The 11,178-nt window shown below is 72.1% G+C and carries 15 protein-coding genes and 1 pseudogene; 9 read left to right on the top strand and 7 right to left on the bottom strand.

Going from position 1 to position 11,178, the window contains the following annotated elements:
- The first annotated feature begins 77 nt into the window (after positions 1–77).
- From ACQPYE_RS15605 to ACQPYE_RS15575, 7 genes and pseudogenes are all read left to right on the top strand, one after another.
- Positions 78–596 carry a hypothetical protein gene (locus ACQPYE_RS15605; protein WP_498721964.1) on the top strand — a complete coding sequence of 173 codons (519 nt, stop codon included), beginning with the start codon at positions 78–80 and terminating at the stop codon, positions 594–596.
- A gap of 107 nt (positions 597–703) precedes the next feature.
- Entirely contained in the window at positions 704–1,135 is a 432-nt protein-coding gene (locus ACQPYE_RS15600) for an SRPBCC domain-containing protein (RefSeq protein ID WP_498721963.1), read from the top strand.
- Positions 1,136–1,140: 5 nt separating this feature from the next.
- Positions 1,141–1,464: pseudogene (locus ACQPYE_RS15595) on the top strand (metalloregulator ArsR/SmtB family transcription factor); the annotation flags it as partial.
- A 125-nt stretch (positions 1,465–1,589) separates the two neighbouring features.
- Positions 1,590–2,360 (top strand): DUF899 family protein, encoded by a 771-nt coding sequence (locus ACQPYE_RS15590; RefSeq protein ID WP_498721961.1) that lies wholly within the window; start codon positions 1,590–1,592, stop codon positions 2,358–2,360.
- Positions 2,361–2,549: 189 nt separating this feature from the next.
- Complete coding sequence (locus tag ACQPYE_RS15585) at positions 2,550–2,996, top strand: FAS1-like dehydratase domain-containing protein (protein ID WP_498721960.1); 447 nt, start codon at positions 2,550–2,552, stop codon at positions 2,994–2,996.
- Entirely contained in the window at positions 2,993–3,394 is a 402-nt protein-coding gene (locus ACQPYE_RS15580) for a MaoC/PaaZ C-terminal domain-containing protein (RefSeq protein ID WP_498721959.1), read from the top strand. Before ACQPYE_RS15585 ends, ACQPYE_RS15580 begins: the two co-directional genes overlap by 4 nt.
- Entirely contained in the window at positions 3,391–4,092 is a 702-nt protein-coding gene (locus ACQPYE_RS15575; RefSeq protein ID WP_498721958.1) for an SDR family oxidoreductase, read from the top strand. The genes ACQPYE_RS15580 and ACQPYE_RS15575 overlap by 4 nt, the downstream gene beginning before the upstream one ends.
- Positions 4,093–4,145: 53 nt before the next feature.
- Here the strand turns inward: ACQPYE_RS15575 and ACQPYE_RS15570 are convergent, their stop codons facing one another.
- Both ACQPYE_RS15570 and ACQPYE_RS15565 read right to left on the bottom strand, forming a co-directional pair.
- On the bottom strand, positions 4,146–4,793 hold the full coding sequence (locus ACQPYE_RS15570) for a response regulator (RefSeq protein WP_123742030.1): 648 nt from the start codon (positions 4,791–4,793) through the stop codon (positions 4,146–4,148).
- Entirely contained in the window at positions 4,790–5,947 is a 1,158-nt protein-coding gene (locus ACQPYE_RS15565) for a sensor histidine kinase (protein ID WP_498721956.1), read from the bottom strand. Before ACQPYE_RS15565 ends, ACQPYE_RS15570 begins: the two co-directional genes overlap by 4 nt.
- 208 nt (positions 5,948–6,155) lie before the next feature.
- Here ACQPYE_RS15565 and ACQPYE_RS15560 point away from each other — a divergent pair, with 208 nt between their 5' ends.
- Both ACQPYE_RS15560 and ACQPYE_RS15555 read left to right on the top strand, forming a co-directional pair.
- Positions 6,156–6,473: a hypothetical protein gene (locus ACQPYE_RS15560; RefSeq protein WP_498721954.1), complete on the top strand. Its 318-nt coding sequence runs from the start codon at positions 6,156–6,158 to the stop codon at positions 6,471–6,473.
- A gap of 30 nt (positions 6,474–6,503) precedes the next feature.
- Complete coding sequence (locus ACQPYE_RS15555; protein WP_498721953.1) at positions 6,504–6,713, top strand: hypothetical protein; 210 nt, start codon at positions 6,504–6,506, stop codon at positions 6,711–6,713.
- Between the two features lie 82 nt (positions 6,714–6,795).
- Here ACQPYE_RS15555 and ACQPYE_RS15550 read toward each other — a convergent pair whose 3' ends face one another.
- The 5 genes from ACQPYE_RS15550 to ACQPYE_RS15530 are packed head-to-tail and all read right to left on the bottom strand — an operon-like array spanning position 6,796 to position 11,163.
- Entirely contained in the window at positions 6,796–7,596 is an 801-nt protein-coding gene (locus ACQPYE_RS15550) for an ABC transporter permease (protein WP_498721952.1), read from the bottom strand.
- On the bottom strand, positions 7,593–8,546 hold the full coding sequence (locus tag ACQPYE_RS15545) for an ATP-binding cassette domain-containing protein (protein WP_498721950.1): 954 nt from the start codon (positions 8,544–8,546) through the stop codon (positions 7,593–7,595). The genes ACQPYE_RS15550 and ACQPYE_RS15545 overlap by 4 nt, the downstream gene beginning before the upstream one ends.
- A gap of 41 nt (positions 8,547–8,587) precedes the next feature.
- Positions 8,588–9,397, bottom strand: coding sequence for an enoyl-ACP reductase FabI (gene fabI / locus ACQPYE_RS15540; RefSeq protein WP_498721949.1), 810 nt, complete (start codon positions 9,395–9,397; stop codon positions 8,588–8,590).
- 3 nt (positions 9,398–9,400) lie between these two features.
- Complete coding sequence (locus ACQPYE_RS15535; protein ID WP_498721947.1) at positions 9,401–10,378, bottom strand: TauD/TfdA family dioxygenase; 978 nt, start codon at positions 10,376–10,378, stop codon at positions 9,401–9,403.
- Positions 10,379–10,389: 11 nt separating this feature from the next.
- Positions 10,390–11,163 carry a thioesterase II family protein gene (locus tag ACQPYE_RS15530; RefSeq protein WP_498721946.1) on the bottom strand — a complete coding sequence of 258 codons (774 nt, stop codon included), beginning with the start codon at positions 11,161–11,163 and terminating at the stop codon, positions 10,390–10,392.
- Positions 11,164–11,178 lie beyond the last annotated feature (15 nt).

Below are 11,178 nucleotides of genomic sequence, written 5' to 3'. Positions count from 1 at the left end.
GCGCACGACCGGTAACGGGCCGCGAGGTCCGGCCGATGACAAACCACGTCCCGTTGTCGAGACTTCGGAGGTCCCGGATGAACGCGAGCAAGGCCGCTGCCGTCGCCTGCCTGGCCGCTGCCGCGGCGCTGTCCGGCGTCACGCCGACGGCGAACGCGGCCGACGGGCAGCTCTGCCTGGTCAACGAAGTGGTGACCTTCAGCGAGCCGGTGACCAACACGCCGAAGACGGTCGGCGTCACCGTCAACGGCCAACTCTTCAACTGCGCCAACGGCGCCGCGGCCACCGGTTCCTACACCGAGACCGCCACCCTGCCCGACTACACCTGCACGGCGCTGTTCTACCAGGGCGCCGGCACGCGGGTCTTCACGTGGACCGATCCGGCCGTCACGCCGAGCACCTACTCGTACAACCGGACGTCCAGCCGGGTCGGCGCGAACATCGTCATCGTGCTGCTGGGCTCGATCAGCTCCGGCACGTTCGCCGCCGAACCGGCGAAGGTGCAGCTGACCGCGCTGAACCCCGACCCGATCAGCTGCGCCACCACCGGCGTCTCCCGGCTGTCCCTGGTCGGCGCCCTCACCGTGGGGATCTGACCAGCGATCCTGTGCATCACCCGATCGAGACCGCCCGCCACGTGGACGCAACCGAATGGTTGCGATAACCTCGCGATTGTAGGATTTGCTACTCGCGAGGGGCCGTCATGGGTTTTCCTGATCGCATCGAGCGGGTCGTGGAGCTCGCGCAACCGCCGACCAGGGTGTGGGCCGCGATCACCACGGCCGAGGGACTGGGCGAGTGGTTCGGCGACGAGGCGACGATCGACCTGCGTCCGGGCGGCGCCGCGCGGATGACCTGGACCGGCGGGCCGACGGTCGAACTGCGGGTGGAACGGGTGGAGGAGCCCACCGTGTTCGCCTTCACGTGGCCGGTGTTCGGCATGCCGGTCGACGACCCGCGCCGCACGTACGTCGAGTTCACCCTGGAGGAGATCGGCGCGGGCACGCGGCTCAAGGTCGTGGAGAGCGGGTTCGCGCAACTGCCGGAGGACGGTCACGGCAAGGCGTACGACGCGCACAACCAGGGCTGGGCGAGCGAGTTGGAGGAGCTGGTCGGCCACCTCGAACCCGCTTGACGTCGATGCCACCGGACATCGAGGCGGTGGCCGAGCAGGTCTTCGCCGCCCTGGCCGACCCGACCCGGCGCGCCATCCTGGCGGCGCTGGCCGCGAGCGGCCCGGCCACGGCCACGGACCTGGCCGATCGCCTGCCCATCACCCGGCAGGCGATCGCGAAGCACCTCGCCCTGCTCACCGACGTGGGCCTGGTGCTGGCGGAACCCGGCGAACGACGCCGGGTGCGGTTCCGCCTGCGCTCCGCGCCGATGCGGGTGGCACAGCAGTACCTGGCATCACTGGCGCGTGACTGGGACGGACCGCTCAGCGCGCTGAAGGACCACCTCGACCGCAACGTCCCCACCGCGGTCCCACCGGATGCACCCGAAGAACCCGCGGCTGATCACGGTCCACCCACCTCGACGGCGGGCCGGACCGTGCGCGTCACCCTGAAATTGGAAGGTGGACACCCTCGATGAAAACCCCTCCGGTCGTTTCCGCGTCGGCGTGGGAGGACGCTCGCCAGGAACTGCTGGTGAAGGAGAAGGAGCTGACCCGGGCACGGGACGCGATGGCCGCGGCACGTCGGCGGATGCCGTGGTTCGAGGTGGAGAAGGAGTACTCGTTCGACACCCCGCTCGGCCCGATGAGCCTGCTGGACCTGTTCGAGGGCCGCCGGCAGCTCATCGTCTACCGCGCGTTCTACGAGCCCGGTGTGCGCGGCTGGCCGGACTACGCGTGCCACGGCTGCTCGTTCATCACGGCCGACCAGGTCGGGCACGTCGCCCACCTCAACGCCCGCAACACCAACCTGGTGCTGGCCTCGCGCGCACCGGTGGCCGACATCCAGCGGTTGAAGGCGCGGATGGGCTGGCGGATGCCCTGGGTCAGCATGCTCGACGACTTCGACGTCGACTTCGGCGTGGACGAGTGGCACGGCACGAACGCGTTCATCCGCGAGGGCGACCGGGTGTTCCGCACCTACTTCGTCAACGAACGCGGCGACGAGGCGTTGGGCAGCACGTTCAGCTACCTCGACATCACCGCGCTCGGCAGGCAGGAGCACTGGGAGGACTCGCCCGAGGGCTACCCCCAGACCCCGGCGTACACGTGGTGGCAGTGGCGCGACTCGTACCCCAACGTCGACCCCGTGGACCGGTGGGCGCCCGAGACCGCCGAGGGCGAGAAGGTCTCGGTATCCGTCTCCGCCCCCGCGTCGGCGGAGCACGGCGACTGCTGCCACTGACGACCCGGCCGCGCGGGAACGACCCGGTGCGCGTGGACCGGGTCGTTCCGCGCCGGCGGGCTGGTCGTCCACCCGGCGCGGCCGGTGAACGATTGTCGGGAATATCGTGAAAATATAGATTTCGGTAAACCGTCGCGGTATTCGCGCGCACCCTCGCGGCGCGGCGGCGGGCGCGGGTACGGTGCGCCGATGATCGCTGCGGAATTCGTCGGAAAACGACTCGATCCCGTTGTGCTGGAGGTGCCCCGGGAACGGGTCGTCGCATTCGCGCGGGCCATCGGCGAGAACGGTGCCGTGCACGTCGACATCGACGCCGCCCGGGCCGCCGGTCATCCGGAAGTGGTGTTGCCGCCGACGATGTTGTTCGGGTTGGAACTGGAGGCCCGCGGCGAGGGGTTGTTGGTCGAGATGGGCCTCGACCCGTTGCGCGTGTTGCACGCCGAGCAGTCGTTCACCTATCACCGGAGCGTGCACGCCGGTGAGGAACTGCGCTTCGAGAGCGTGGTCGCCGACGTGTACCGGCGGATGGGCGGGCGGTTGGAGTTCATCGTGCAGGAGACGTCCGTGCACCGGGCCGGCGAACACCTGGTGGATTTGCGACAGGTGCTCGTGATCGAGGAAGGGGAGACGGCGTGAACGCGCCCGCGGTCGGTGACCGGTTGCCCGTGACCGAGGTGCCCGCGATCACCCGGGAGAAGCTTCGGGAATTCGCAGTCGCGTCCGGTGACGACAATCCCGTGCACCTCGACGACGACGCGGCGCGGCAGGGCGGGCTGGACGGGGTCGTGACGCACGGGATGCTCGTCATGGCGCACCTGGGCCGGCTGGTCACGTCGTGGCCGGCGGCGGGCGCGCTGCGGTCGTTCAAGGCCCGGTTCACCGCGCCGACGCCGCTGGGCGCGCGGGTGACGTGCGGCGGGAAGGTCGCGTCGGTCGACGTGGCGGCCGGGACGGCGCGGGTCCAGGTGACGGCGACGCGGGACGACGGCGTCGCGGTCGCGCGCGGCGAGGCGGTCGTGGAGTTGGCGTCATGACGCGGTCCGTGCTGGTCGTGGGCGCGAGCCGGGGCATCGGCGAGGCGGTGGCGCGGGAGTTCGCGCGCGCCGGCGACCGGGTGGCGGGCACGCACCGCGGTTCGGGCGTGCCGGTCGACGGGGTGTTCGGGGTGGCGCTGGACCTCGCCGACGCCGGGCGGGTGGCCGACGCCGTCGCCGAGGTCACCGCGCACCAGGGCGCGCCGGAGGTGGTCGTGCTGAACGCGGGCGTGACCCGCGACGGGCTGGTCGCGCGGATGCCCGAGGAGCACTACCGGGAGATCATCGAGGTGACGCAACTCGGCGCGTTCCGGGTGGTGCAGCGAGTGCTGCCCGCGATGGCGAAGGCGCGGACGGGGTCGATCGTGCTGGTCTCGTCGGCGTCGGCCCGTGCGGGGTCGCCCGGTCAGGCGAACTACGCGGCGGCCAAGGCGGCGCTGGAGGGGTTCGCGCGGTCCGTGGCGCTGGAGTACGGGCGGCGTGGCGTGCGGGTCAACGTCGTCGCCCCGGGCCCGGTGGACACCGACATGGTCGCCGCGCTGACGGACCGGCAGCGGCAGGCGCTGATCGACCAGGTCCCACTCGGCCGCCTGGCCCGGCCCGAGGAGATCGCCGAGGTGGTGCGCTGGGTCGCCGGCTCGACCTACGTGACCGGCGCGACGATCCCGGTCACGGGCGGCGGCGCACTCGGCTGGTGAAGCCGGTGAGACCCGGCGCACCTCGGCTGGTGAAAACCGGCTGACCCCGCGGCTCACACCAGGTCGTTCTCCTGGGCGTAGATGGCGGCCTGGACGCGGGAGCGCAGGTCCAGTTTCGTCAGGATCCGGGAGACGTGGGTCTTCGCCGTCGCGCCGCTGATGAACAGCTCGTGCGCGATCTGGGCGTTCGACAGACCGCGGCCGAGGCAGCGCAGGACGTCCAGCTCCCGCTCGGTCAGCTGGTCGAGGCGGCTGTCGAGGACCGGCTGGGTCTTCACCGGCGCCTCGGCGTAGGCCTTGATCAGCTTGCGGGTGATCTCCGGGCCCAGCACGTTCTCGCCCGCCGCGACCAGCCGCACCGCCTCCACCAGCCGCGGCGCGTCCACCGACTTCAGCAGGAAGCCCGCGGCGCCCGCGCGCAGCGCGGCGAACACGTACTCGTCCAGGTCGAACGTCGTCAGCACCAGCACCTGGGCCACGCTGTCGCCGTGCAACGCCTTCGTCGCGGCGATGCCGTCCAGACCGGGCATCCGGATGTCCATCAGCACCACGTCCGGCCGCAGCGCCCGCGCCTGGCTGATCGCCGTCGCGCCGTCGCCCGCCTCGCCGACCACCTCGATGCCCTCGGCGTTGCCCAGGATCAGCACGAGACCCGCGCGGATGGCCGCGTGGTCGTCCACCACCAGCACCCTGATGCTCACCGCTCCACCCCGGGCAGCGGCAGCACCGCGCGGACCTTCCACGCGCCGTCGGACGGTCCGGCGGTGAGCGAGCCGCCGACCGCCGCCGTGCGTTCCCGCATGTTCAGCAGCCCGGTGCCCAACCCTCCCCCGGCACCGCCGTCACGCAGCTCGTTGACCACTTCCAGCACCATCTCGGTGTCGGTGCGGCGCAGGTCCAGGACGACGCTCGTGCGCGGTGCGTGCTTCATGGCGTTGGTCAGCGCCTCCTGCGCGATGCGGTACGCGGTCAGGTCGACCGCGGCGGGCAGCGGCTCGGTGTCGTCGTACTCCACCCGGACGTCCAGCCGCATGCCGCCCGCCTGCGCCGACTCGATGAGCCGGGACAGCTGGGCCAGCCGCGCGGGCGCGGTCGGCTCGTCCGGGTCGGTGACGTCGGCGCGCAGCAGGTTGATCATGGCACGCATCTCGTCCAACGCGCTGACGCTGTTCTCCCGCACGGACTTGAGCACCACTCGCGTCATCGGGTCCTCGTCCTTCAACGACAGCGCGGCCTCGGCCTGGATGGCTATCGCGGACAGGTGCCCGGCGATGACGTCGTGCAGGTCACGGGCCATGTGCGCGCGTTCGGCGGCGACCGCGGCGGTCCGGTCCAGCTGGGCGATCTTGGCGAGCTGCCGGGCGTTCGCCCGCTCCACCTCGGCCATCCGCTGGTGCTGCCGCACGTTCGTCGCCCACCACACCGGGATCAGCAGGAACGGCAGCACGGCGAACGCGGCCAGCACCGTGGCGCGCCACCCCGGCACCAGCAGCACGGTCGCGGTGATCGTGCTGATCGACGTCAGCACGGCGATCGGCACCATGTCGCGGCTGAGCCGGCGCGGGCCGTAGAGGGTGGCCGCGTAGAGCAGGTCGGCGTACACGACGAGCGTCGGCGTGCTGACCCCGATGAAGCAGTCCACGAGCAGGAACACCGTGCCGACCGCGAGGGCCGTTCCCGGCGCGATCCGGCGGAACGCCTCGACCACGCAGACACCGCCGAACAACAGCACCCGCACCCACAGCGGAATCGGGTCGTCGAGGCGGAACAACGGGTACAGGCCGGTGGCGAACAACACCGAACCGACCAGCAACGAGCTGATCACGATGAGGGCGTCGTGCTGCCACTCCGGCAACTTCCGGAGCCCGGAGACGGCGCGAGTTATGCCGGCCTGCACCGCGCGATCACAGCACACGCCACCGCGGCTCGCATCGGCCGAAGTGATGACCCGTGATCGCTCCGACCGCCGATGCCGCACGCCCGTCCGCTTCGCGATGATGTTCTCACGGCAGGCGTGCGGCCCGCCGACCACACCGAGAGGAGCGGATGTCACCATGAAAAGCGTGGCGGTAGCACTGGCGGTGGTGTCGGCTTTCGCGCTGAGCGCTTGCGACCCGGTCGCCAACCAGAATTCGACTGGCGACAACACCGATGAAGGCCGCACGACCCTGCTGTGCCACGTGGCGAACGGATGGGTGTCCGCCGGTCCCGACGGCAAGAGCGAAGCGGCGAAGACATTGGGTTCGGTAATCGACGACATCGCCGGGAACATGGACGAGTCGTCGCGAGCTGCCAAGGTGTTGGCCGCGGCCCGCCAGTTGTTGTCGGACAAATCCGAGGACATCGCCGACGGCGCCGCGAAAATCAAGGAACTGTGCTGAGGGTGTGCCCGCGCCCGGCGAGGAGGACAAGTGGCTGAGGGCAAGGTGAACGACGGTCGGTGGGCCCCGTGGTGGGTGTACGTCGTCCTGATCGTCGGAGCCAACCTGATCAAGCAGTACTTCATCGGCGGCAAGGTGTCCGACGTGGCCAACGTCGCGATCACGGTGGCGATGGTCGGCGTGCTGATCCTCGTCATCACCGCGGTGTACCGGTCGATGGTCGCCACCCGGCGGCGGTGACGTCGACCGGGACTCGGCGGCCTCCCCTGGCCGCCGCGCGGTAGGTGGGACGGGCGCCCGTCCCACCTACCGCCATCTTCTCTCACCGAGCCGCGACCCGGCGGTAGGCGCGCATGCTCAGCGGCACGAACACCGCCACGACCAGCAGCGACGACAGCCACGCGTAAGCCAGCGCGTGGTCGTCGGGCCAGGAGCCGGACACGACGTCCAGCCCGGGCACCGTGTTGCCGAACAGCCCGCGCACCGCGTTGATCACGGCGGTCAGCGGGTTCCACTCGGCGATCACCCGCAGCGGCCCCGGCATGGACTCCTCCGGCACGAAGCCGGACGACACGAACGTCAGCGGGGTCAGCCAGATCAGCCCGGCGCTCTGCGCGGCCTCCGGGCTCGGCGAGACCAACCCGATGAGCGCCCCGATCCACGACATGGCGAAGGCGAACACCAGCAGCACCAGGAACGCCAGCACCGCGTCCAGGAAGCTGCCGCGCACCCGCCAGCCGATGAGCAGCCCGCACAGGCACGTCACGAGCATCGCCACGACGCTCACCGCCAGGTCCGACAGCGTCCGGCCGACCATCACCGACACGCCGGACATCGGCAGCGACCGCAGCCGGTCGATGAAGCCCTTGCGCAGGTCGGTCGACAGGCCGATGACGGTGAACGCGGAGTTGAACGCCAGCGTCTGCACCAGGATGCCCGCCAGCAGGTACTCGCGGTACGCCGCGCCGCCGAGCAGGCCGCCGAACACGAACCCGAACAGCAGCACGAACATCACCGGCTGCACCACCGCGGCGAACGCCCAGTCGACGCTGCGCCGCACGTGCAGCAGGTTGCGCCAGGCGATCATCCAGCCGTCGACGGCGACCTTGGCCACTGCGGTCACGAGTCCTCCCCCTCGTCGGCGCGGTCGGTGAGCATCAGGAACACGTCGTCGAGCCTGGGCCGGTGCAGCGACACGTCGAGCACCCGCACGTCCAGCGCGTCCAGCCGCGTCAACGCCTCCATCAGCGTCTTCGGGCCGACGTGCACGAGCACGTGCGCCCGGCGCAGGTGGTCGTCCACCACGGGCTCGGCCGCGCCCACCTCGGCGAGCACGCGCGTCAACGCGGGCAGGTCCGCGTGGTCGGCGACGACGATCTCCAGGCGTTCGCTGCCGACGCGGGCCTTCAGCTCGTCGGACGTGCCCCGCTCCACCACCCGACCCCGGTCGATCACCACGATCGAGTCGGCCAACTGGTCCGCTTCCTCCAGGTACTGGGTCGTGAGCAGCACGGACGCGCCGTCGTCCACGAGCCGCCGCACCATCTCCCAGGTGTCGAGGCGGGAGCGCGGGTCGAGGCCCGTGGTCGGCTCGTCCAGCACGACGACCGGCGGCCGGGCGACGAGCGCCCCGGCCAGGTCGAGCCGCCGCCGCATCCCCCCGGAGTAGGTGCGCAGCAGCCGGGAGGCCGCCTGCTCCAACCGGAACAACGCCAGCAGCTCCCGGGCACGCGCCCGGGCGGCGACGGCCTTGAAGCCGTACAGCCTGCCGACCAGGTACAGGTTCTCGTACCCGGTCAGGCTCTCGTCCACGGCCGCGTACTGCCCGGACAGGCCGATGGAGCGGCGCACGTCGGCGGACTGCGAGACCACGTCGTAGCCGGCCACGCGGACGTCACCCGCGTCCGGCCTCAGCAACGTCGTCAGCACCCGGACCATCGTGGTCTTGCCCGCGCCGTTGGGGCCCAACAGCCCCAGCACCGTCCCGGTGGGCACGGTCAGGTCCACGCCGTCGAGGGCGCGGTGCGCCTTGTACGACTTGACGACGCCTCGCGCCTCGACGGCCGCGGTCACCGTCGCTCCTCCGCGTGGTGGCGCACCCGCGTCCCCCACGATCACGACTCCGCCGGCGCGGGCACGCCGGGCCGGTCCCCGACCACGTGCGCGCCGCCGTCGACGTGGACGATCTCGCCGGTGGTCGCGGGGAACCAGTCCGACAGCAGGGCCACGCACGCGCGGGCCACGGGGGTGAACTCCCGGTCGTCCCAGCCGAGCGGCGACTTGCCGTGCCACCGCTCACCTTCGCGGCGGGCGGCCTCGTCGCCGCCCGGCCCGATCGCGACGGCCGCGGTGGTGCGCAGCGGCCCCGCGGCGACGAGGTTGACGCGGATGCCGTCACGACCCAGGTAGGACGCCAGGTACCGGGCGCAGGACTCCAGCGCCGCCTTCGCCACGCCCATCCAGTCGTACTCGTTGAAGGCCTGCGAGGCGTCGAAGTCCAGCCCCACCACGGAACTGCCCGGTCCGAGCATCGGCCGCACGGCCCGCACCAGCGCCTGCAACGAGTAGGCGGAGACGTGGAACGCGGGCGCGACGTCGTCCCAGCGCGCGGTGAGGAAGTTGCCGCCGAGCGCTTCGGGCGGCGCGTAGGCCACGGAGTGCAGCACGCCGTCCACGCGGTCCGCGTGCGCGCCCAGCCGGGCCGGCAGGGAGGCGAGGTGGTCGGCGTCGGTGACGTCCAGCTCCACCACGGGCGCGGGCGACGGCAGGCGTTGCGCGAGCCGTTCCACCAGCCGCACCCGGCCGTAGGCGGTGAGGATGACGTTCGCGCCTTCCTCCTGCGCCAGGCGTGCCACGTGGTAGGCGATGGAGTTGGGCGTGAGCACGCCCGTCACGAGCAGGGTCTTGCCCTTGAGCAGGTCCACGGCTCAGCTCTCCAGCACGTAGCCGTCGTCGGGGCGGTGGCCCCGGGAGCGGCGCAGGTCGGCGAAGACGAACGTGCGTTGCAGCCAGCGGTCCGCGCCGTCGTAGCGCGGGGTGAACGCCGACCGGCCGTGCACGGTGACCCGGTTGTCCACGATCGCCAGGTCGCCCGCGGTCAGCCGCAGCGCGTTGAACGAGTTGTCGAACAGCTCGCCCAGCTCGGCCATGGCCGCGACCGCCCGTTCCGTGACGGGCTCGGTGGCCGCCTGGTCCACGCACAGGTCGGGGTCGTCCGGGTCGCCGTGCAGCACGGCGCGCGGCGGCACCTCGCCGGACGTCGCGCCGAACGAGGGCGGCGGCGCGGTGACGAACTCCGCCGACGACAGCGCCGCGCGGGCCTGCTCGCCCAGCTTCGGCAGCACCTGGCGCGAGCACACCAGCCGCAGCTCGGCGATCCGCTCGTGGTCCGGGCGCACGCACACCAGCAGCACGAAGTCGGGGCGGTGCCGGTGGAACGCGTTCTCGGTGTGGAACGTCAGGTGCGCCGAGCCGACGTTGCCCTGCACCTCCTCCCGGCCCGGCACCGGCACCACGTTCTGCACCAGCGCGCCGGACTTCTCCGCGCGGAACGCGCCCGGGTCGCCCAGGCCGTGCGCCACGAGCACGAGCACGGCGGCGGACACCGTCGCCTCGCGCACCACGGAACCCTCGGCCTTCGGCGTGGGCGGCAGGTCGTCGTCCACCGGCAGGTTGCGCAGCAGCAGCGCGCCGCCCGCGCCCGAGTCGCGGCGGAACTCCTTGAGCGCGTGCCGCAGCGACGCGGGGGCGTCCTCCCACGCCCGGCGTGCGGCGGCCACCCACTCGGGGCTGTCGAGCCGCCCGCCCGCCACGTCCAGCAGGTCGCGGGCGATCCGGTCGAGCCACTCGTGCTCGACCGCGTCCAGCGTGGCGGTGGTCAGCGTGTCTTCGTTGGCCAACAACATGTCCCTCACCCTCAGTGAGTCGTCACCGGGCGGACCCGCCCGAGGTGTGCGGAGATCGCCCCGAGCAGGGCGGTCGGGTCGTGCCGGAAGTAGAAGTGGCCGCCGTCGAACGCGCGGTGCTCGCGCAGCTCGCCGGACGCGGCGAGGTCGCGCCACGCCGCACCGCCCCCGGCGTCGACGTCCGGGTCGGCGTCGCCCCGGTAGACCACGAGCGGCGTGCTCACGGGGTCCGGCGCGGTGGGCGCGTACCGCTCGATGAGCCGGTAGTCGGCGCGGATCATCGGCAGCAGCAGTTCGCGCAGGTCGGGGCTCGCCAGCGCGGCGGCGTCGGCGCCGGACACGCGGGTGATCTCGGCGACGAGCGCGTCGTCGTCCCGCGTGTGCAGGTCGTGGGGTGTGCGGCGGTGCGGCGCGGTGAACCCGGAGGCGACGAGCAGCGCGGGCGGGTGGCCGCGCTCCTCGCACCGCCGGGTCACCTCGTAACCGATGGCCGCGCCCATGCTGTGGCCGAACAGCACGACGGGCCGGTCGAACAGCGGCGCGAGGACGGCGGTGAGCACGTCGGCCATCGCCGCCATGTCGTCCACCGGCTCGTCGACGAGGCGTTCCTCCCGGCCGGGGTACTGCACGACGCGCACCTCGACCGACGCGGGCAGCCGCGCGCCCCAGTCGCGGTAGTAGCTCGCCGATCCGCCCGCGTGCGGCAGGCACACCAGGGTGGTCGTGGCCGACGGCCGGGGCGTGCGCGTGCGCAGCCAGCGGTCGGCGGTGGTCGTGGCCGCCATGCGCGCCTCCTTGTC

The sequence above is a fragment of the Actinosynnema sp. CA-299493 genome (genome assembly GCF_050946825.1).
Taxonomy (GTDB): Bacteria; Actinomycetota; Actinomycetes; order Mycobacteriales; family Pseudonocardiaceae; genus Actinosynnema.
Note: the sequence above shows the minus strand (reverse complement) of the source record. Positions and strands in the feature narration are given on the sequence as shown.

Bases quoted from the DNA above. Each gene is read 5' to 3' on its own strand.
- ACQPYE_RS15605 (WP_498721964.1), top strand. From the start codon at position 78: ATGAACGCGAGCAAGGCCGCTGCCGTCGCCTGCCTGGCCGCTGCCGCG.
- ACQPYE_RS15600 (WP_498721963.1), top strand. From the start codon at position 704: ATGGGTTTTCCTGATCGCATCGAGCGGGTCGTGGAGCTCGCGCAACCG.
- ACQPYE_RS15590 (WP_498721961.1), top strand. From the start codon at position 1,590: ATGAAAACCCCTCCGGTCGTTTCCGCGTCGGCGTGGGAGGACGCTCGC.
- ACQPYE_RS15585 (WP_498721960.1), top strand. From the start codon at position 2,550: ATGATCGCTGCGGAATTCGTCGGAAAACGACTCGATCCCGTTGTGCTG.
- ACQPYE_RS15575 (WP_498721958.1), top strand. From the start codon at position 3,391: ATGACGCGGTCCGTGCTGGTCGTGGGCGCGAGCCGGGGCATCGGCGAG.
- ACQPYE_RS15535 (WP_498721947.1), bottom strand. From the start codon at position 10,378: ATGTTGTTGGCCAACGAAGACACGCTGACCACCGCCACGCTGGACGCG.
- ACQPYE_RS15530 (WP_498721946.1), bottom strand. From the start codon at position 11,163: ATGGCGGCCACGACCACCGCCGACCGCTGGCTGCGCACGCGCACGCCC.